This window comes from Cohaesibacter sp. ES.047, from assembly GCF_900215505.1.
In the GTDB taxonomy this organism is placed as follows: Bacteria; Pseudomonadota; Alphaproteobacteria; order Rhizobiales; family Cohaesibacteraceae; genus Cohaesibacter.
The window spans coordinates 150,449-172,822 of the sequence record NZ_LT907844.1 but is presented as its reverse complement, the minus strand read 5'-3'; the positions used below and the strand labels follow the sequence as shown (position 1 = coordinate 172,822).

Annotated in this window: 9 protein-coding genes; 4 read left to right on the top strand and 5 right to left on the bottom strand. The window is 58.3% G+C overall.

Annotated features, from left to right (window positions below):
• Positions 1 to 388: 388 nt before the first annotated feature.
• Positions 389 to 5,365, top strand: a complete 4,977-nt coding sequence (locus CPH65_RS00735; RefSeq protein WP_096171693.1) for a 2-oxoacid:acceptor oxidoreductase family protein — start codon at positions 389 to 391, stop codon at positions 5,363 to 5,365.
• Positions 5,362 to 8,121: a sulfide/dihydroorotate dehydrogenase-like FAD/NAD-binding protein gene (locus CPH65_RS00730; protein ID WP_096171692.1), complete on the top strand. Its 2,760-nt coding sequence runs from the start codon at positions 5,362 to 5,364 to the stop codon at positions 8,119 to 8,121. The genes CPH65_RS00735 and CPH65_RS00730 overlap by 4 nt, the downstream gene beginning before the upstream one ends.
• A 91-nt stretch (positions 8,122 to 8,212) precedes the next feature.
• Here the strand turns inward: CPH65_RS00730 and CPH65_RS00725 are convergent, their stop codons facing one another.
• The 5 genes from CPH65_RS00725 to CPH65_RS00705 form a co-directional block, all read right to left on the bottom strand.
• Positions 8,213 to 12,262, bottom strand: a complete 4,050-nt coding sequence (locus CPH65_RS00725) for a translocation/assembly module TamB domain-containing protein (RefSeq protein ID WP_096171691.1) — start codon at positions 12,260 to 12,262, stop codon at positions 8,213 to 8,215.
• 42 nt (positions 12,263 to 12,304) lie between these two features.
• The gene (locus CPH65_RS00720; protein WP_172891428.1) at positions 12,305 to 14,278 is read right to left on the bottom strand and encodes an autotransporter assembly complex family protein; all 1,974 of its coding nucleotides are present in this window, start codon (positions 14,276 to 14,278) and stop codon (positions 12,305 to 12,307) included.
• A gap of 255 nt (positions 14,279 to 14,533) precedes the next feature.
• Positions 14,534 to 15,964: a carbon starvation protein A gene (locus CPH65_RS00715; RefSeq protein ID WP_096171689.1), complete on the bottom strand. Its 1,431-nt coding sequence runs from the start codon at positions 15,962 to 15,964 to the stop codon at positions 14,534 to 14,536.
• A gap of 294 nt (positions 15,965 to 16,258) precedes the next feature.
• Positions 16,259 to 17,977: a LytS/YhcK type 5TM receptor domain-containing protein gene (locus tag CPH65_RS00710; RefSeq protein WP_096176146.1), complete on the bottom strand. Its 1,719-nt coding sequence runs from the start codon at positions 17,975 to 17,977 to the stop codon at positions 16,259 to 16,261.
• Positions 17,978 to 18,086: 109 nt separating this feature from the next.
• A complete protein-coding gene (locus tag CPH65_RS00705; protein WP_096171688.1) occupies positions 18,087 to 18,869 on the bottom strand; it encodes a LytTR family DNA-binding domain-containing protein in 783 nt (260 codons plus the stop codon).
• Positions 18,870 to 19,408: 539 nt separating this feature from the next.
• On the opposite strand from CPH65_RS00705, the gene CPH65_RS00700 reads away from it, so the two are divergent.
• Together CPH65_RS00700 and CPH65_RS00695 are read left to right on the top strand one after the other, a co-directional pair.
• Positions 19,409 to 20,680: an imelysin family protein gene (locus CPH65_RS00700; protein ID WP_197704017.1), complete on the top strand. Its 1,272-nt coding sequence runs from the start codon at positions 19,409 to 19,411 to the stop codon at positions 20,678 to 20,680.
• A 161-nt stretch (positions 20,681 to 20,841) separates the two neighbouring features.
• Complete coding sequence (locus CPH65_RS00695) at positions 20,842 to 22,374, top strand: di-heme oxidoredictase family protein (protein ID WP_096171687.1); 1,533 nt, start codon at positions 20,842 to 20,844, stop codon at positions 22,372 to 22,374.

Here is a 22,374-nt window from a genome sequence, read left to right as displayed (position 1 = left end):
AACACGAAAATATAAGCACTTTTTCTTGCGCCTTCTCTCGACAGGGTAAAAGCAATCAAAAGTAGCATTGGAATTCCAATGTAAACTTCCCTAGCGGCAGGTCTGAAGCCCGTTGATGCAGGTCAACGTATATTTCTCCCATGTAGACTATTGGATAGGTGACCAGATATTGGGAGGACCAAGTGCATGAACTCGACGTCTCGAGGCATATGGCCGTGGTAGAAATGACCAGGGTACAGTCTTTTCAGCATAGCTTTATGACCTTGAATCATCCTTCCGGTCTTCCCACGACCGGCGGGCTTTAGCTACATGCGCCCGATAATGTCTTTCTTTCTTTTGGGTTGACTGGCGGAGGAGAACACCGGTCGGCTAAAACTAGGTGGAAAATATGAACGACAAACTTCCTAACACGCCGGTATATCCCGGAGTTCCAACCGTCATTCATGGCAACGGTGCAATCGCACAGGTCATGGGCCAGGTTTGCGGTGGTGTGATTGGCTATCCGATCACCCCCTCGACAGAAATCGCCGAGCTTTATGAATCCTTCCGGGCATCCGGTGGTCAGAACCTCTGGGGCCGTCATCCCTTCTTCTTCGAGCCCGAAGGCGAGCATTCAGCCCAGTCCGGTGCTCTTGGCGCCGCATTGACCGGCGGCCAGTATATTTCCAACGCCTCGTCCTCTCAGGGCGTTCTGTATGGTCTGGAATCGCATTATGTAACCGTCGGCAAGAAAGTCGGCGGTTTTGTCATGCAGGTGGCCGCACGCTCCGTCTCCCGCCATTCGCTGAACGTGATGGCCGGTCATGATGACGTCTACGCCCTGTTGCCATCGGGCTACACGATCCTCTTCGGCTCCAACCCTCAGGAATCGGCTGACCTTGCCGCGATTTCCTATCGCGCCAGCGCGATGTCCATGATCCCGGTTGCCAACTGCATGGACGGGTTTGTCACCAGCCACATGATGAGCGAAGTCCTGATGCCTGAAGATGAGCTTCTGGCGGACTTTATTGGTGATCCGACTGACAACATTCCGTGCCCGACCGTCGCGCAGGAAATGCTGTTCGGCTCCAAGGGGCGCGTTTTCCACCTGAAGCGCTACCTCGGTCGCCACAGCTCGGACATGGAACAGGATGTCTACGCCAAGTTGATCGCCTTCCTTGGTGACAATTCCGATGCCATCGAGGCCGACAACGACGGCGAGCTGATTGCCCAGACGCTAGAACTCGTGCCCGCCGAGCTGCATGCCCAGTGGAAACGCCAGTGGACCAATGCCACCCCCAAAGGCACCCGCCAGCGTGTTCCCGCTCAGGTCGATGTCAACAACCCCGGCCTGACCGGTGGTGTTCAGAACCAGCCAGACTATCAGGCAGGCTCGGTTGACCATCGCACCCACTTCGTGCGCGACGTTCCCCGCTTCGTAAAGGAAGCGATGGACGAATACTCCGTACTCACCGGCCGCCATTATGCGCCCATCAAGACCTTTGAATGCGACGATGCCGAAACCGTCGTGATCGGTCTGGGCTCTGTGACCGACGATGCCGAAGCCGTTGCATCCTATCTGCGCCGTCAAGGCAAGAAGGTCGGCGTCATCTCCGTCAAGATGCTGCAGCCCTTCCCGGAAGCAGAAATGGTTGCCGCCCTTGCAGGCAAGAAAGCCGCGACCATCCTTGAACGCTCCGACGTCACGGCCCTTACCGGTCTTGTCAAGGAGGCCCTTCTCAAGGCTGTCGAAAATGCCTCCGCCCCGCGCTATGCAGGTATTCCGGCTCTCAAGGAACTGCCGAAACTGACCACTGCGATTTTCGGTCTTGGTGCGCACGATCTGCAGCCACGGCACATGGTTGCCGCCTTTGAGAATATGGAAGGCAAGAACGCGCCGTTCGTTTATCTCGGTAGCCAGTTCTTCTCCAAGGATCCGCACCCGGCCATGGCCGAGCTGCAGGAAAAACTCCGCGCTGCCTATCCCGAAACCGAGCTGATGGCGCTGGAAACCAAAGCCAATCCGCGCATGCTGCCCGATGAGGCCCTCCGCATCCGCTTCCACTCTGTGGGCGGTTACGGCACCATCGCAACCGGCAAGCTGCTCACCGATATCCTAGCCAACGTGCTCAACCTCTACTCCAAGGCCGCACCGAAATACGGCTCGGAAAAATCCGGCGCGCCGACCAACTACTACATCACCCTGTCGCCAGAACCGGTGAAAATCACCAACGCTGACCTGGAAGATGTGGAAGTGGTTGTCTCGCCCGACCACAAGGTCTTTGCCCATTCCAACCCACTGCGCGGCCTGATCGAGGGTGGCACGTTCATCCTGCAGTCCAACCTGTCGCCGCTTGAGGTCTGGAAGGAAATGCCGTCGGCCATGCGCCAGACCATCATCCAGCGCAAGATCCGCTTCATGGTGATTGACGGCTTCAAGATCGCCAAGAAACATGCCCCAAGCCCCGAGCTTGAAACCCGCATGATGGGGATCGCCTTCATCGGTTCGATCTGTGGTCACGTCGATCGCGTCTCCAAGGGCGCTTCCGAAGACGCGCTGCTTGAAAAGGTCCGCAGCCAGATTGCCTACAAGTTCGGCAACAAGGGTGCCGCCGTTGTCGATGGCAACATGGCGGTCATCCGCGATGGCCTCAAAGCAACGGTTCTGGTCGACTATACGTCACCTGAATTCGAAGCGATCAGCGCTACGGTAGATGAGGAGCCGGTCTTCTCGCCGAAGATCTCTGCCAGTATGTGCCGCATTGCCGAGGATGCATCGCCATCCGCGCTGTTCGACCACAACTATTATGAAGACTCCATGGCGGCATCTTACCGCGATGGGTCCATCGGCGAGGCTCCGGTGCTGCCGGGCTCGGGCATGTTCATGCCCTCTGGCACTGCCGCTGGCAAGGACAAGGGTCTGTTCCGCCGTGCGGTTCCGGTCTTCAACCCCGATGCCTGTACGGGCTGTCTTGACTGCTCCATGGTTTGCCCGGATGCAGCCATTCCTCCGAGCGTCTTTGATATCAACGAGCTGCTGATGTCAGCGGCCAAGAATGTCGACATGCCGAACGCCCAGCGTGAGGTCATCCGCGAGCATATCCGTTCGGTCGGTGATGCCGTCCGTGCCAAGCTCAATGGGGGAGCCGAAGCCAGCTTTGCCGAGCTGACCAAAGCCGCGGTTGATGAGCTCTATGTCGAAAGCGCCGTCGTCAAGGGAAACCTTGCCCGCATCGTCGAGGCTGTTGCCGTGCTGCCCGTCGCCAAGACGCGGCCTTTCTTTGATACGCCGGAAAAAGAGCATTCCGGTCAGGGCGGTCTGTTCACGGTCGCGATTGATCCTTGGAAATGCACAGGCTGTCTGGAATGCGTCGAGATCTGCGGTCCGGGCGCTCTGGTGGAAGCCGAGCAGGACGCTCCGCTCTTGCAGGACCTTCAGGCGAAATTCAACTTCCTGTCGAAAACACCCAATACGCCAGCCCGCTTCGTCGAGCCGGCCTTTGAGTCCGACAGCGAAATCAAGCGCATGATGCTCGATCGCAGCACCTATTACGCCACCACCGGTGGTCATGGGGCCTGCCGCGGCTGTGGCGAAGTGACCGCGATCCGTCAGGTTGTCTCGGCAACCCATGCGATCCATGATCGCCGTCAGAAAGCCCACATCCGCGAGATGGAGCAGCTGGTTCAGCGCCTTGGCGACAAACTCGTCGAGGTCAAGGGCGACAAAGAGCGCGAGGACCGCATCGCTGCGACCCTTAAAACGCTCAACAAACGCCTGTTCCTCTTGGAAGGCGGTCCAACAGGCAATGGTCCATCGCCGTTGATGGTTGCCAACGCCACCGGCTGTAGCTCGGTTTATGCCTCTACCTTCCCTTACAACCCCTACAATGATCCGTGGGTCAACAGCCTGTTCCAGGATGGCCCCGCCGTTGCCAAGGGTCTGTTCGAAGGCATGACGGCCAATGCCGCCGCCGACTTCCGGGCGCTTCGCGTTGCCAAGCTCGAGCTTGCGAACGCCTACGATCCGGCAACGGACGATGCGTTCCTGAAGAACTTCGAATGGCACGATTTCTCCAAAGACGAGCGTGATCTTCTGCCAACGGTGATGAACATCTCCGGTGACGGTGCCGCTTACGATATCGGCTTTGGTGCCCTGTCCCGCCTTCTGGCCAGCAACTCGCCGATCAAGGTGATGGTGCTGAACTCCGGTGTCTATTCCAACACCGGTGGTCAGGCGTCCACGGCCAGCCTTTCGGGGCAAGACAGTGACCTTGCCCGCTTCGGCAAGGCCAGCCCCGGCAAGCTGGAGGACCGCAAGGAACTGGGCCTCATCGCCTCCTTCCACCCCAATGTGCTGGTGGTGCAGAGTGCTACGGCTTTCCCCGGCCATTTCCTTAAGAATGTGATGGCCTATCTGAAGCATTCGACTTCGCCGGCCCTGTTGGATGTCTACACCCCCTGTCAGGGTGAGCATGGCATCGCCGACGATGCTGCCAACCGCCGCGCAAGACTGGCGGTGGAAGCCCGTGTCAGCCCGCTCTTTGTCCATGATCCCAAGGCCGGTGAAACCCTCGCCGAGCGCTTCTCGATCGAAGGCAACCCTGCCATGGATCACGACTGGGCAACCATGACGCTCGAATATATGGAAGACGGTCAGCTCAAGTTGATGGATGTTCCATTGACCCCGGCCGACTATGCTCATGATGAAACCCGCTTCAAAAAGCAGTTCCGTCCATTGGCGGACGGCGTGGAAGGCGTGCCGATCCACGACTATATCAACCTGCCGAAAGTCGAGCGGGGCCGCGTGGTGCCGTTCGTCTACAAGACCAACGGCAAGCGCGAACTGGTTCGGTTGCAAGTCGGTGAGATGGTTGTGCATCTGGTCGAGGAACGGCGCCACAACTGGCGGACACTCCAGCATCTGGCCGGCCTCGACATGGTCAAGGTGTCATCCGAGCACAAGGCAGAGATCGCGTCTTTGAAACAGCAGTATGAAGAAGCGATCAACGACCGTGAAGCAACCATGGACAGCATCGCAACCGGCATGAGTGAGCTGGCGGCTGCATCCGGAGCGCCCGCTGCGGTTGGCTTCGGTGGGGCTATGGCTCCAACTGCTGCTGCTGCACCAGCTGCCGCTGCGCCTCAAGCCAACGGTTCGGCCATCCCGCATATCCATGATGAGGATGTGAGCCTCTGCACCGATTGCAAGACCTGCTATCAGGAAGTGCCCGAACTGTTCGAGTTGACCAAGGTCATCGTCGACGGGGCGGCCAAACAGGTCGCGCACACGATCCCCGGTGCTCTGGATCAGGTCGAGATGACCCCGCAGCTGAGCGCCCGGCTTTCCAAGGTCGCAGCAACCTGTGATGCGGAGATCGTCAAATGAGTGTTGAAGCCTTATCCCCTCAAGAGGATCTGTTCAGCCTGCAGCTTGATGTCTTGAAAAAGCATCTGGCTGCCGACCCCAGATCCCTGCGCAACCTCTTTGTTGCCGATGGCACGCAGGCAATCGCCTGGGAGTTCCAGCAAGACAAGATCGGAGAACGCTTCATTGGCGTTCTCTGGAACCTGTTGCTGCGCGATGACGATATGTCGACCGTGTTGCAGCGCTTCCTCTGGGGCCTGCCGCTCAAGTTCAAGCGCAAGTTCGTTCGGGCGCTCGATGAGCATATGTCCGAGCGCTATCCCATGTTCAAGGGCCTGTCGAAAGGCTGGCCTGCGGACAATTTCATCCCTCCTTATGTGCGGCCGCCCGAAGAACGCAACCATGACTTCGAGCTGGTCAACACCGGCTATCTGGGCTATCAGGCGCTGGGCTACAGCGTGCGCGAGGTGGAGCTTTTTGTCTGGCTCGAAGTGATGCGCGACAAGCAGTGCGAAGACAAGCCCTGCGAACTCGGCGTGCTCATGGAACGCCACAAGAAGCAGGAAAAAGTCGGCGGCTGTCCGGTCAAGATCCACATCCCCGAGATGATCGATCTGATCGGCAATGGCAAGATCCGTCAGGCACTCGAACTGATCGAAAGCTGCAACCCGCTGCCGAACGTCACCGGTCGCGTCTGCCCGCAAGAGCATCAGTGTCAGGGTGTCTGCAAACACACCAACCGGCCCATCGAGATCGGTCAGATCGAATGGTATCTGCCCGAACATGAAAAGCTCGTTGCCAATGATCCGCTGGCGGCCTATCGCGGCCTTGTCAGCCCATGGGAAATGGCCGAAAAACCACCCATCGCGGTGGTTGGCTCCGGCCCGTCCGGTCTCATCAACGCCTATCTTCTGGCGGCTGAAGGGTTCCCGGTCACGGTCTTCGAGGCCTTCCATGAACTGGGCGGTGTGCTGCGCTACGGGATTCCCGAATTCCGCCTGCCCAACAGCCTGATCGATGACGTGGTTGGCAAGATCGACGCCCTTGGCGGACGGTTCGTCAAGAACTTCGTCGTTGGCAAGACCGCAACTCTTGAGGATCTGAAAGCCGCTGGCTTCTGGAAGATCTTTGTCGGCTCCGGTGCCGGGCTTCCCACCTTCATGAATGTTCCGGGCGAGGAATTGCTCGGTGTCATGTCGGCCAACGAGTTCCTCACGCGGGTCAACCTGATGCGCGGGCGGGATCCGAAATATGAGACCCCGCTGCCGGACGTCAAAGACAAGAATATCCTTGTCGTTGGTGGCGGCAACACCGCGATGGACGCCGCCCGTACGGCCAAGCGTCTTGGCGGCAATGTCACCATCGTCTATCGCCGGACACAGTCCGAGATGCCTTGCCGCGTCGAGGAACTGCATCACGCTCTGGAAGAAGGCATCAAGCTTGCAGAGCTTCGCGGCCCGAAAGAGTTCCTTGGTGATCCGCACAGCCACTTCGTCACCCATGCAGTTGTCGATGTGAACGAGTTGGGCGAAGCCGATGCATCGGGCCGCCGCAGGCCACAGCCGACTGGCGAAGTCATCAACATACCGGCCGATCTGGTCATCATGGCGCTGGGCAACAAGTCCAACCCGATCATCCCGGCCTCCGAGCCGGGGCTCAAGCTCAGCAAGTGGGGCACCATTGAGGTCGGCGAAGAAACCCAGTCAACCTCGATTGCCGATGTCTACACCGGTGGTGATGCGGCCCGTGGTGGCTCCACAGCCATCCTTGCTGCTGGCGACGGTCAGGCCGCCGCCCGCGAAATCGTCGGTGACATCGACCTGCCTATGGAGGAAATCCGGAACCGGGTTAAAACCGCCGACCACTTCACCGGTCTGGGGCAGGCTCAGCATACCATCGTCAAACATATCGATCAGGCAGATGGCATTGTCGAGATGACCGTCAAGGCGCCAGCGGTGGCTCACTCGGCCCGGGCCGGGCAGTTTGTCCGCATTCTGGCAACCGATGATGGCGAGCTGATCCCGCTGACCTTAGCTGATTGGGACGCAGAGCAGGGCACCATCGATCTTGTCATTCAGGGCATGGGCACATCCACCAAGATGATGAACAAGATGGCCGAGGGTGACAGCTTTGCCGGTATCGCCGGGCCGCTTGGCGAGCCAAGCGACGTCAAGGCCTACGGCGAAGACGAAACAGTGGTCTTCACCGCTGGCGGCGTCGGCCTGCCTGCCATCTTCCCGATTGCCAAGGCGCATCTGCGCATGGGCAACAACGTCACCATGATCATCGGGTTCCGTTCCGCAGGGCACCTGTTCTGGACGGGCGATGATGATCGCATGGGCAAGTTGAAGGCCCAATATGGCGACAAGCTGGACATCATCTACTGCACCAACGATGGCACCTTTGGGCTGCATGGTTTTGTCACCGGACCGCTCGAAGACATGCTCAAGGCGGGCAATGTCTACAAAGGGCGCAAGGTGGTCGAAGTCGTCTCCGTCGGGCCTCCGATGATGATGCGGGCGGTGAGCGATCTGACCAAGCCTTACGGCGTCCACACGGTCGTCAGCCTCAACTCCATCATGGTCGATGCGACGGGCATGTGCGGTGCCTGCATGGTGCCGGTTATCACCGAAGAGGGCAAAAGCCTCAGACTTCATGCTTGTATTGATGGGCCGGAATTCAACGCCCACACGGTTGAATGGGACAAGTTCCTGCCCCGCTTCGGCCATTTCAAAACGCAGGAAGTCGAGTCCATGCACAAGCACGGTCTCAACTGACAGGCCGCATGACCGGAACAAACAAAAGGCGCCGCTCTTCCCGAGTGGCGCCTTTTCTGTTGGCTGAGTGCGGCAGTGAAGGGACTAAACCCTAATAGTCCTGCTCGAAAAAGATGCCTGCCTTGGAGCGTCCCGAGGTGTCTGCCTCGCCCCGCGCTTTGACTTGGCCTGTGAGTTCCAGATCTATGGTCACCTTGCCGGAGTCGCTTGAGGTGCCCTTCTCGACATTGACGTAGGTCTTGTCATTGAGATAGCGCCCAACGCCCACCGTAGTTTCGCCGGTTTTTTCGTCCGACTTGATGTCGATGTTGTCGATCCCGGCAAGGTTGCGCAATCGGTCGATGAGACCGGGGCCGGAATTGGCGCCGCTGATCGTTGCCACCGCGTTGGCGAGTTGGGCGATCTGCAGGGGCGAAAGGTCGGAAATCGGCCTGTCGAAGAACAACTGGGCAAGGATCTCATCCTCCGGCATTGAAGGCGAAGAGGTGAGCGACAGGTTCGGATCGGACGCATAGCCGCCGACGGCCATCGTGTAGGTCCTTCCCGAGTTGGTCACCACCGCGGCAAAGTCGAGGCTGGGATCAAGGGAACCAGCAAAGCCGAGGCTGCCCCGGTCGAAATCGAGCCGCTTGGTTAAAAGGTCCATGCGACCGCGCTGCATGGAGACCGTCCCGACCGGATTGGGGTTGGAGGTCGTGCCAAGCACCTTGATGGTGCCACCAAGCTCGGCGTCTATTCCGCGACCGCGAACATAGATGCGGCGCGGCGACGAAATGGTCAAATCAAGCCCGATGGTGGAGCCGCCGGATCCTGATGACGATTGTTTTGGCTGCAGATCCTTGACCTGCTTGGCGAGCTCACCTTCTGCATTCTTGTGTTGCACCGAGACCGCAGGGATTGATTGCGGCAGTGTCTCGGGGATCATGATTTCCGTCGAGCGCAGATCAATGCGCCCGGACAGCACTGACGAGGTTGCCAGCTTGCCTTTGAGCTTCAGATCGGCATCGAACAGGGTATTGAGGATATCCTCATGACGGAAATTGACATTCTTCATGGTCAGAGTGATATCAGCTGGCAGCTGCTGGGCTGGATCTATGCCCACGGTCCCTGCTATGGACAATGATCCGTCCTTGCCGATTGTGCCAGAAAACTTCTCAAGCCGTGCAGTCTGCTCGGAAAGACGCACGGTTCCGGAGAGATTGTTGATCACTAGCCCGGAGGACAGTTCGATCAGCCGCGCCCCTTGCGTGGTCACGGATCCCGAAATGCTGGGATTGGTTGCCGAGCCGGTCACCCGTGCCGATACCGCTGCATTGCCATTGAGCCTGAGGCCTGCATCAGCCAGCGTCCGCGCCGCAAGCGAGAAGGGGATCGTCCCGTCGGCGCTGAGATCGAGCCGCGGGCCGGACAGCGCAACCCCGCCCTTGAGCGTCAGTTTCGAGCCGCCACCGGTGATCACATTGTTCAGTCTGACCTGATTGTTCTCAAGGCTGCCGTTGGTATCAATCGCCATGGCCGGAACACCGGCTGCCCGCATGGAACGCGCGGACAGGTTGGAGACATTGCCGTTCCACTTGACGCGCGGCGCGGCGGACGTGCCGCTGATATCCGCATCAAGGTTGAGGCTTCCCGAAATGGCTTCACCGGTCGTCGGGGCGACCTTGTCTGCGATCGAGAGCGGCAGATTGCGCGCCGCAAGCTTGAGATCAAGCTTGTCTCCGGCCTCACCCGACACAGTGACCGTCCCACTGTCGACCTTAAGCACAAGGGGGCTGCTCAGCGTTGCGCCATTCGTCAGATTGACACTGGTCGCCTTGGAAAGCGCCAGCGCGATCCCTTTCCACTTTCCGGAAAACCGCGACAGCTCGATGGTTGTTTCCGAGGCGCTCTGGCGCAGAACGCCCTTCAGGGTCATCGGAGCATTGGAGACGTTGGCATCCAGCGAGAAGGGCAGGGTGCCGGTATCGCCTTCCATGCGGGCGGACAGGTTGCGCACCCGCTCGCCGCCGGCATTCAGATTGGCAAGGGACACCGTGGCCTCGACGCCCATGGCATTGGTGGCGTCCCGGATGCGGGCTTCTAGAGCCAGATCCGACAGCGAAACGGATGGCATGGACAAAGTGGCCGCTGACGCCGTGACATTGATATTCTGCCTGTCTTCGTCGGCGCGCAGCGCAATGTCCGCCTCTAGCGAGCCTTCAAGATCGGGCTGAAGCAGAAGCGGTCCCAGTTTTTTCAAGGAAGCAATCTTGGCATCTAGGTCACCCGTTGCAAGGCCCGCTGGCGAGATCGCAACAGCCCCTTCGACAGTGCCGCCCGGCGCCGAGAGAATGATGTCGCGTACGTCCCGGCTGCCATCCTCGTTGCTGACAAGATTGGCCGCGAGCTTGAGGGGGGAGCCGTCATAGCTGGCAACAAGGGAAAACGCGGCATTGGGCACAGCGTCAGCGTCAAGAGTCAGCTTGAGCCCTTCGATGGCTTTTTTTGCCACCGCGACGTCCTCACCCGCGATCTCAAGGTTGAGCTCGGGTGACGTCGACGACCCCGAAACGGTGAAATCACCTGCGAGCGAGCCCGCAAGCTGCGGATCAATGCGCTCAAGGCCTGACAGACCAATCCTGCCATCAAGATCGAGCGTGGAGGCTGAGGCCGAACCGGTGAGGCCTGCTGTCAGGAGGCCTGTGGCCAGCGAGGTCTCGTCCAATGTGATCACGCTACCGTCAATCTGACTGCGAACGGACAGGTTGACCGGTCCTGCGAGCGCCTTGTCGAGCGCTTCGGTCCCCGTGGTTAGGCTGGCGATGGTGGCGGTCGCATCGAGCGGCCCGCTCACATCCTCCAGATTGAAACCCTCAGAATTGAGCTTGACCTGAAGCCTGCCAAGCTCGGTTGAGCCTTGCACAAGTTGCTCGAGCCTTGCCTCAAGCGCAATCGCTGCTTCGTCAAGAGGGCCCGCAACGCGGCTGGTCACATCGACAAACCCGAGCTGATAGCGACCGCCAGCGTCGTCTTCGATGGTCAGCATCGTGCCTTCCTGCCCAAGCTGGAACCGGCTCGTCAGATCAACGGATCGCCCACCAATATCAACGGTACCTGCGGCATCAAGGCTTGCAAGACCGGAGGTGAAACGGAGCTGCTTGAGGGCGTAGAGGTCAGCGTTATCCTGCTCAAGTGCGAGGGTGAGATTGCTATCGCCTGCCACCAACGGAACGACGCTTGTCGGCAGGAAAGGGGCCAGCTTGCCATTGAGCGAGGCTTCAACCCGGCGCACCTGCTGGCTTGACCGAATGATCATCTCGCCCGTCACCGTCGGCGTGCCGTCAAGTGAGACTTCAAGGTCGGAGCGCCAGTCATCTGCGGACCCGTCGCCAGCAAGGGTGAGGCGCAGGGCGGGCAGGTTGTCCATATCGAGAAGGCGCGCAATGAGACCACCACGCGGCTCGGCAACATCGAGATCGATCTGCCGCCGGTTCTGGCTAGGGGCAATATCCCAGTTCCCCTTGATGTAGCCCTTAGAGCTGTCCTTGTGCTGGATATCGATCGCGCCCGCTAACTGAAGCGGCTGTCCTTCAATGGTGACATTGCCGTCAAGTGTGAGCGTGGCGGGTTTGCCGAGCAGCGCCGCTCCGAGCTTGATCTCGCCAACGGCCAGTCGGTCGATCTTGGCGCGCAGATAGGCCAGAGGATCAGCTCCAGAGCTTGAGGTCTCGTCTGTCGTCGCAGTTGAAGCAACGGGAGGGCGCACGACTTCAAGGCTGCCAAGGGTGATGTGATCCGCATCGAGGCGCATGGCCAGAAGAGACGCAAGGGAATAGTCCGCCGAGAAGTCTTTTGCTTCCAACCAGATGCCATCGGCATCTGAAAGACGAACGGATGACAGGCGCAACGACCCGAGCGCACTGTCGAGCCCGGCGATTTCCACAGTCTGTTCGTCACTGCTGGCGAGCGAATTGACGATCTCTACCGTCAGGCCGCGCCCCGGTGAGGTGCCCAGCAGAAACAAGACCACCAGAACGCCAAAGAGGATCACGATGACAAGGGCAACAAGAGCTTGCAGCAGACGTTTGCCGAGCCTGCCGGGAAGTGATCTTTTGGGGGTGGGGCCTGGAGTCGTGGTGTTTGGTGTCTTGGTGTCGGGCATTCAGAGAAACCGGTCGAAAAGCATGGAAGTTCGGGGGCGAAATCAGAATGCCTGACCTAAGCCCAAATAAACACCATATTGTGGCTCTCCGTGGATTTTCTTGAGCGGCACGGCAACGTCGAGACGCAAGGGACCGATCGGCGTCAAATAGCGGATGCCTGCTCCGACGCCTGTGTACCAGTCGCCTTTATCGCCCGGTGTGAGCCCGTCAAAGGCCCCTCCAGTATCAACAAAGGCGGCAAGCCCGATGGAATCGGTCACCCGAACGCGTGCCTCGGCGGAGGCGATTGCGAACGACCGCCCACCTTCTGGCGCGCCCTTGCTGTTGCGCGGTCCAGCCGCTTGATAGGCATAGCCGCGTATGGAGCCGCCGCCGCCGGTAAAGAAGCGACGGTCTGCGGGGACATCCTTCTTGGAGGCCCCGAATATGGTGCCCGCCGAGACCTTTCCGGCCAGAACGAAGCGCTTGGCATCATCAAGGGCCTGATAGGCCATGGCGGTTGCGCTTGTCTTGAGGAAATAATTCGACTGTTCGAAACCGGCCGTCGGTTCGGCTTGCAAAAGGATCTGAAAGCCTTCTGTCGGATCGAGCTGATTGTCCCGCGTATCGTAGGACATCTCAAGCGGTATGGACGTAAGCAGCCGGTTGTCGGTGCCCGTATCGTCAGTCAGGCGCGAATACTCGACCTTCAGGCCAGCCCGTCCCGATAGCTGCTCGTTGAAGTCCTTGCGCAATGCCACCTCAGCGCTGACCGAGCGTTTCTCAAAGGCATCGGGATTGATGTAGTCAGCTGCGAGCTCACTCTCGAATGTTGTCGTCGGTCCAAACACGCCCGGTTTGGAAAAGAGCACAGCGCCGTGATAATCGATCTGGCTGAAATCGTCCTGACCAATGCGTGAGACCGAAGATTCGATGCGCAGTTTCTCGGCTTTGCCAAACAGATTGCGGTGTGTCCAGAAGCCCTCGAGCCCGATACCATCAAGGTTGCCCACGGTAATACCAGCGCCGATGGTGCGCGGCTTGCGCTCCTTCACTTCGATCATCATGGGCACGGTGCCGTCCGCCAGAACCTCTTTGCCCGGTTTGACGATGACGCTTTCGAAGACGCCCAGACTGCGCAGCCGCTTGGCCGCCGCTCGCGTTTCTTCGGGCGAGTAGAGTTCGCCTTGCGGGATGTTGGCCTGCTGCGCGATGAAGTCGCTGTCGACATCTTTCGCGCCGCTTACCGAAACCGAACCAAGCCGTGCCTGCTCGCCCGGGGCGACTTCCAGCAGCACGTCGAGTTTTTGGGTCCGGTGGTCCGCTTCCAGAACGCGATTGGAGATTGCCGCAAAGGGATACCCCTCGCGCTGGTAACGGTCGACAAGGGCATTCTCTGCATCCAGCACCAGATCGGATTTGGCCACGTCTCCTTCAACTAGACCGAACGTGGACACATCCAGCTGATTACCGCTTGCGTCGGTCACTTGTGGCTGGGAAAAGGTAAAGACCGGGCCGGGGGTCACATTAATGCGCACGGCCGGCTTGCCGGCCGTCGACAAATCCTCATCAAGGGCAACTTCGTCCGGTGCGCGGCCATTCACGGTCACATCGACCACTCCGCCATACCGACCCTCTTCATACAGGGAAGCGAGCAACCGTTTCCTGTCATTCCGCATGCGCAGGAGCAATCCGACGGTGCCGGAGGCGGGCTTGTCTTTTTGTTCAATCAGCAGGGAAGCGGCTTCAAGAGTTTCGCGAATATCTTCGTCTGGAACATTGAGAGTCACGTCATAAGTGACCGGATCCGGAACGCTCGCATCCGATTCGGTTTCCGAGACCTTGGAAATCCCGTCAAGGCCGATCTCGTATCCGAAAAGCTCCAAGGCCTGTGCCGGAGCGATCGCCGTGCCGAGCATCAAAAAGGCAACAAGAGAGGAGAGAACAGGCGCAAAAACGGCGGAACGGTGCTGTTTCAGGCCCAACGCGGCCCGCAGCTCAACGTGCGCCTGATTGTGCTTGGTTCCAAATGGCATACTCATAAACTTCCCGAATTTGGTCTCAGCTCTATGCGCTATAGCACAATCGCCCCTTAGTCCATAGGAATTCTAAAGCATAATCGTAACCGATTGCTTTCTTTCAATCTCTATCGTGGGAGTAGCAACAGCTGACTGCAAGCCTCTTGCGCAAGTTTTTTTGATCAAAGCCAGCGTTTTTCGACAGATGAAAAAACCGCGCCGGACCTTTGATCCGACGCGGCATGGTTTCCGCCACCTATGTGTTCAGCTGACCTATTCAGCCGGAGTAGGATCTCCGCTAACGGCGCTTGGTGGCCGCACGAACACCAGGAATGCGACAAGCGTGGCAATGGCGATTGCGACCCCTGCGATGTTGGAGATGTTCGCCGGCAGACCGAAGCCGATTTGGGCCTGCAGAATGAACGAGGCATCAACAGCCGTCATGAAGACAGCCGGCACCGTTGCAATCCAGTGGAGCTTGGAGTTGCGGACAAGCCAGATGGCCGCGGACCACAGAACCAGCATGGAGAGCATCTGGTTGGACCAACCGAAATAGCGCCATACCACTGCGAAGGGCACCTGCGAAACCAGGAAGGCAATCGCGAACAGCGGCAAGGCGATCATGAGGCGTTTTGCGGTTTTGGCCTGATCCACTTTGAAGGTTTCAGCCAGAATGAGCCGGGTCGAGCGGAAGGCAGTATCGCCAGATGTGATCGGCAGAACAATCACACCGAGAATGGCCAGGAACCCGCCAATCGGACCGAGCAGGGAGTTGCAGACCTCGTTGACGACGGCAGCAGGAGATCCGGCTGCGATCACGGCTTGCATGGCTGCGGAGTTTTCATAGAAGGAAACACCGGCAGCAACCCAGATCAGCGCGATAATGCCTTCAACGATCATGGCGCCGTAGAAGATCGGACGACCGTTTTTCTCGTTGCGCATGCAGCGTGCCATCAGAGGCGACTGTGTGGAATGGAAGCCGGAAATGGCACCACAAGACAGCGTGATGAACAACAGGGGCCAGATCGGCATGTCGTTTGGATGCACGTTGGTGGTGAAGTCAAGGTTCGGCATCAGCTCATAGCCGTTGAAGATCAGGCCACCCAGAACACCGAAGGTCATGAAGAGCAACAGAATGCCGAAGATCGGATAGAGACCACCAATGATCTTGTCGATCGGCAGGATCGTCGCGATGAAATAGTAGGCGAAGATGCAGGCGATCAGGAGCGAGACATTCAAGCCGGTCATGTTGGAGAGCAGTTTGGCTGGGCCAAGGATGAACACCACGCCAACGAGCAGCAACAGAATAACCGAGAAGACGCGCATCACCTGACGTGCGGTCATGCCCATTTCATCGCCGACCACTTCCGGGATCGACTTGCCGCCAGAACGGACGGACAGCATGCCTGAGAAATAGTCGTGAACGCCACCGGCAAAGATCGAGCCGAAAACGACCCAGAGCATGGCCTGCGGGCCGTAAAGGGCGCCAAGGATCGGGCCAAAGATGGGGCCAAGGCCAGCGATGTCGAGCAACTGAATGAAAAAGACCTTCCAGGTGGGCATGTTGACATAGTCAACGCCGTCTTCCTTGGTCCAGCAGGGAGTCTGTCTTTCAGGCTGCGTTCCGAAGATTTTTTCGACAAAGATGCCATAGGTATAATAGCCGAGTATCAGCACCCCGACACATGCAAAGAAAAAGAGCATCCCGTTTCCTCCTTGAGATGTGTGTTCTCCCAAAGAACACTTTGTCCAGAGCCATCATCGCGTTTTGGAAAAACGGGAGAAATACTCTGGTTTCGATGGGTATCAAGGTAGTTTGGCTATTTAATTTGAGCAATGAAATGGTAGCGACATGTCATTTTGCAGCTTTGAAATGCATCTACGTGAGCCGGAATGCACTGGCTTGGGGACAAGGTTAGCAAACCCCTAAGGTTGATTCTCGAAGGCCCCGGAAACAACGCTCCCAGGGCCTTCGAGACAAAGGTTTCAGGCTCTGATTTATGAGGCTTTTGCGAGCAGCTGTTCCTGCACCGGGATGGTGAAGGTGATCGTCGTTCCCCCGTCCGGGATGCTGCTGATCTGCATGCCATATTCCGGGCCATAGATCTGTTCGAGCCGTCTGTTGGAGTTGCGCAAACCCACGCCCTCGAACTGGGATTCAATTTTGTGATGGGCCTTGAAGCCGGCCAGAATCTGTTGCGGCATACCCGCCCCGTCATCATAGACCGTGATGCCCAGCTCATTGCCAATGTGCCGGATGATCAGGCCCACCGTGCCGCCTTCCGGTTTGGTCCGGATGCCGTGTTTGACGGCGTTTTCGATCAGGGGCTGAATGATCAGGGATGGAATGGGCCAGTCCTCGCACCCCGCCTCGACGTCGAGCTTGACCCGGATCTGTTCGCCAAAGCGTGCCTTCTCGATGGCGAGATAGGAGTTGATCTGTTCGAGCTCGTCCGCCAGTCGGATGAACCCGCGGCTTGAATCGAGATTCTTGCGCATATAGAGCGACAGATCGAGGATCAACTCCCGCGCCCGATCCGGCGCCGTCCGGCAGAAGGAGGCGATGGTGTTGAGCGAGTTGAAAAGGAAGTGCGGGTTGATCTGGGCCTGTAAATGCCGGATTTCGGCATGGGCAAGCAGGCGATCCTTGATCTGGATGTCCTCCAGCTCGAGCTGGATCGAGAACAGGTCTGTCAATCCCTTGGCAATCTCGAACAGCACTGCATTGAGCTCATGGGCGCTCGTGCCATAGAATTTCAGAGTGCCGGCGACAACGCCGTTTTTCTTCAAAGGCACGATGATCGCCGCCGTGAAGGGGCAATGAGGGTTGCTGCATCCGATCGGCTCCCGATCCCTCAGAAAGATCGGCTCGCCTGTCTCCAGAACCCTTTGTGTTGCGGTTGTGCCGAGCGGATGGCCGGGCGTGTGGTGGTCACTGCCTTCCCCGACGTGTGCGAGCACCTGCTTGGTATCGGTCACCGAGACAGCCGCCACCGGCAGGCGGTCATGGATGATGCTGGCCATGGCTTGGGCGCTGTCCTCATGCAATCCCGCTCGCAGATAGGCAACGGTCTTGTTGGTGATATCGAAAATGCGCTGCGCATAGTCCGAGAGCTTGCGTTCACGGAAGGCTTGCACCCAGTTGATGACATGAACGAAAAGAACCGCCCCAAGGCTGTTGCCGATCAGCATTGGCACCATGATGACATTGACCAGATCCACCGCATCCTCAAAGGGACGCGAAAGCAACAACACGATGCCCATGTGCATGGTTTCGCCAACCAACGCCAGCAACAGGGCGATCGGCCAGGTCATGCTGCGTTCCTTGAGGCGGGTGCGCACCAGTCCTGCACCAAGCCCTTCAAGACAGGTTGCCAGAGCACAGGCAAGGGCAGAAAATCCCCACGGATCGATCAGAAACCTGTGGCCACCCGCGATCAGTCCAGCACCGAGGCCGACGAGTGGTCCGCCGAACAGACCCGCCGGAATGACCGCCATCGCCCTGAGGTTGGCGATTGAATCAAAAATCGCATTGCCGCTGTAAGTGCCCAGAATACCGAGCGCTCCGAAGAACACCATGGCAAAGAACAGGCTCTTCATTCCTCTCCGGCGGAAGCTCAACTCTTGAACCGGCGCGATGGTCAAAAGCACGAAAGCCCCGGCGATGAGCACACCCACGTGTTTGAGCAGAACGGTGACAAGGGCGAGAATGGACATGGGGATCAAGCTCCCGAAAAGTGGCCGACAAGAGAAATGACTGGCAACGACAAGATCGCGCAACCGGGTGGTCTGGCAAGAGGCCTTGCGACCAACCTCAAGAGGCGGGTCAAAGACCGAGCCTGTGTTTGAAATCCTTCACCCGCGTGCGCGAGACCGTCAGTTCGCTGCGCATCTGATCCGCCATGATCAGGCTGTATTTGCCGTTGAACCAGGGACTGAACTCACGGATGGCATCGAGATTGACCAATGTCGCCCGGTGGGCACGGAAAAAGGAGGCCCCATCCAGATGGTCCTCCATCCTGTCCATGCTCGCGATACCGTAGATCGGCACCACTTCGTCATAGGTGTGGGCAACGATCTTTTGGTCCTCATAACTGCAGTAGATGATATCTGCCGGATCAAGAAGGCGAATGCGGCCATTCTTTTCAACGGACACCTTGGTGTGTTTCTGTGCGCTCGTTGGGCGGGTGACCTGCGAGAGCAGGGTTTCGATCTGTTCGCGCAACGGAGCTCCCTTGTCCGCCAGAAGCCTTGAGGCGCGCTCAAGGGTCGTTGCAAGGCGCTTTTCCTCGACCGGCTTGAGGATATAGTCAACAGCACTCTCCTCGAAAGCCTTGACCGCATAGCTGTCGTAGGCGGTGACGAAAACGAACAAAGGTGTGGCGTCAAGCTGTGGCGTCACGGCCCGGATGACTTCAAAGCCGTCCTCGCCGGGCAGTTGAATATCGAGAAAAACCAGATCCGGCTCACAGTCCAGACAGAGTTGGATCGCTTGTGCGGCCGTGGCGGCTTCGCCAACGATTTCGATCCTGTCGTGACTGCCGAGCAGATAGCGCAGTTCATCTCGCGCAGGCGCTTCATCATCAACGATGACACATCTGATGGTCATTGGAGTTCTGGCCAAAGGTTCGTGACGGTTGCATGGAACTATGTCTTTGGGGAAAACCCGTAGCAGAGTTTGGATGACCCGGCTTTAATCTAGATCACAAAAGGCGAGGCTTGTCGGGCATTGCACGTTGAGGTCGACGGTGCACCACAACAAGACACCCCGATAAAGGGCGCTTTGTTTCCGAACGAGCATCCAGTGGCGGCCAAATGCGATGAGGATCTCGACCGGACATCAGAAATCGATGGCGATTGGAAAAGTATTATTTGTTTTATTACAATCGCTTGAGGGCAAGAGAGTTGGCGTGAAGACACGCGACGAAAAGCTTCTGTTGCGATCAGTTCTCAACAGCGATATAGCTGAGTTTCATTTTCAACTTTACAAATATGAATTATTTAGTCAGGTTTTAACGCGTGGCTTGGCTCAGCCACCATCGGGCCTTTTGTCCCGGTGCGACAGAATTTATCGATCCTACCGCCATGCGGCAAGAAGAACCACGCCGGCATGGTATGAAAACGATCAAAGAGGGGAAGCGCGACGTGATGAACGGACGCTATATTGCTGCATTTTCATTGACAATGCTACTCGGTGGCACTGGTCTGGCTGAAGCCGAGACCAGCAAGGCCGCTGTTCTGGATACTTACGCGAATATTGCCGAAGCAAAATACGAAGACAGCCTGACAAGCGCAAAGACGCTGCAAGACAGCATCAATGCGCTCATCGAGACGCCGTCGGCTCAGGCGCTGCAGGCAGCCAAGGAAGCGTGGCTCATGTCGCGGGTTCCCTACCAGCAGACCGAGGTCTATCGCTTTGGCAACGCCATCGTCGACGACTGGGAAGGCAAGGTCAACGCATGGCCGCTTGATGAAGGCCTGATCGATTATGTCGATACCGGCTATGGTGGTCCGACCGACGAGAACGAATATGCCGCGCTCAACGTGATTGCGACGCCGAAATTCACCCTTTCGGGCACCGAAATCGACGCGACCGAAATCACGCCAACCTTGCTTGCAGAAACCCTGCACGAGGCCGATGGCATCGAGGCAAACGTCGCCACCGGCTATCACGCTATCGAATTTCTGCTCTGGGGTCAGGATCTTCATGGTCATGATCATGGTGCCGGCGAGCGTCCCTGGACGGACTATGCCAAGGGTGATGCCTGCACCGGCGGCAATTGCGATCGCCGCGCCGCCTATCTCAAGGCCGCGACCGAACTTCTTGTATCCGATCTTGAATGGATGGCTGCCCAGTGGGGCGAGGAAGGCGACGCGCGCAAGACCCTTATGGACAATGAACCGGCAGGCATCATCGCCATTGTCACCGGCATGGGCTCTCTGTCCTATGGCGAGCAGGCCGGTGAGCGCATGCGCCTTGGCCTGATGCTCAATGATCCAGAAGAAGAGCATGATTGCTTCTCTGATAACACCCACAACAGCCATTACTATGATGGTCTGGGCATCCAGAGCGCCTATCTTGGCGACTATGTGCGCATCGATGGTTCGGTCGTTTCCGGCCCGTCCCTGTCCGATCTCGTTGCAGCGTCGGACAGCGACCTTGATGCCGAAATGAAACAGAAGCTCTCCACCACCATGATGAAGCTTGGCCGCATCAAGAGTTCCGCAGAAGCGGGCTTCAGCTACGACCAGATGCTCGAGCGTGGTAACGAGGGCGGTGAAGCGCTGATCATGGGCGGTGTCAACGCTCTGATCGATCAGACCAAGAGCATCGAACGGGTTGCCGCAGCCCTTCAACTCGACACCATCAAGTTCGAAGGCTCCGACAGCCTCGACAATCCGAACGCAGTGTTCGAATAAACCACTTCAGGGCACGGCAATCACTGCCGTGCCCTTTCTTCTTCATCGGTCTTCCTGATCGCCCGATCACGAAGGCTTTCGTGCGTTTAAAGGTGTTGTGCATTCCCAGCGGACTTACCAATCCGCGCCGGAAGAGCACACCATGTGAGCTGACCATTCTCATGACCCGTCTTGTTTCCCTGCCCTTTTTCTTCCTGCTTGTGTCCAGCGCTCTGGCGGACCCGCAGATCGGCGATCTTCATCTCGATGATGTCCATCTTGACATTGTCCCCAGAACCGAGGAGGAGGCTGCACGCATCAAGCGGGTAACCGAACTGCCGACCGAGTTCGACAAGCCGCAGAAATTCGAGGCCAAGTCCGCAGGCGCTGCAACCGTGCGCGCCCGTCGCAACAAGGATGCCTTTTCGCAATCCTCCGCCAACATCGGCTATGACGGCGAATTGCGCTTCAAGGTCGGCAACGGATTGTTCAAGAAACTCTGGGTCAGTTCTCCATCCTCCACCAAGGCGTCCGACGGCCTCGGGCCGATCTACAACGCGCGGTCATGTCAGCGCTGCCACATCAAGGACGGGCGCGGCCACCCACCGGAAAGCGCCGAGGACAGCGCAGTTTCCATGTTCCTGCGTATCTCGATCCCGGGCGAGCACCACCCGCTTCAAGACGAGATACCGGGCTATCACGCGACATTCCCCGATCCCACCTACGGCACCCAGATGCAAGATTTCGGCATTCCGGGCCATCCGGCAGAATATCGCCTGAAGATCGATTATGAGGAGATCAAGGTTGCGTTGAATGGAGGCGAAACAGCCTCCTTGCGCAAGCCCACCTACACCGCCGCCGATCTTGGCTATGGCCCGCTTCACTCAGGCGCCATGCTCAGCCCGCGGGTTGCCCCCCAGATGATCGGCCTTGGCCTCATCGAAGCGATTCCGGCCAAGGACATTCTGGCGGGTGCAGATCCGGACGATGCTGACGGGGACGGTATTTCTGGACGTCCCAACATCGTCTGGTCAACCGAATTCGACCAGCCCATGCTGGGCCGGTTCGGACTGAAGGCAGGCGCTCCCACAGTCAAGCACCAGTCCGCAGGCGCCTTTGCTGGCGACATAGGCATCTCCAACTCCCTCAACCCCTTCCCTTGGGGCGAATGCACCGAGGCGCAAACTGACTGCCGTCTGGCACCCCACGGCGACGGGGATGAACGGGAATTCGAGATCGATGACACGGGTCTTGACCTCGTCGCCTTCTACAGCCGCAACCTTGCCGTCCCGGCCCGGCGCGATGTCGGCGACCCTGAGGTGCTCAAGGGCAAGGAACTATTCTACGATATTGGCTGCGTTGCCTGTCACAAACCAAATTATGTAACCCACCGTCTCAAGGACCAGCCCGCCCAGAGTTTTCAGCTGATCTGGCCCTATTCGGACCTTCTGTTGCATGATATGGGGGAGGGATTGGCCGACAATCGACCCGAAGCCCGGGCGAGCGGCACCGAGTGGCGCACGGCACCTCTCTGGGGCGTCGGGATGACGAAGCAGGTTTCCGGTCACACCTATTTCCTGCATGACGGGCGGGCCCGGTCTTTGCTCGAAGCTGTGTTGTGGCATGGCGGCGAGGCCGAGACGCACAAGCAGTCCGTCGTCGCGCTCGATCCCGAGGACCGCGCCGCCCTCATCCGCTTTCTGGAGAGTCTTTAA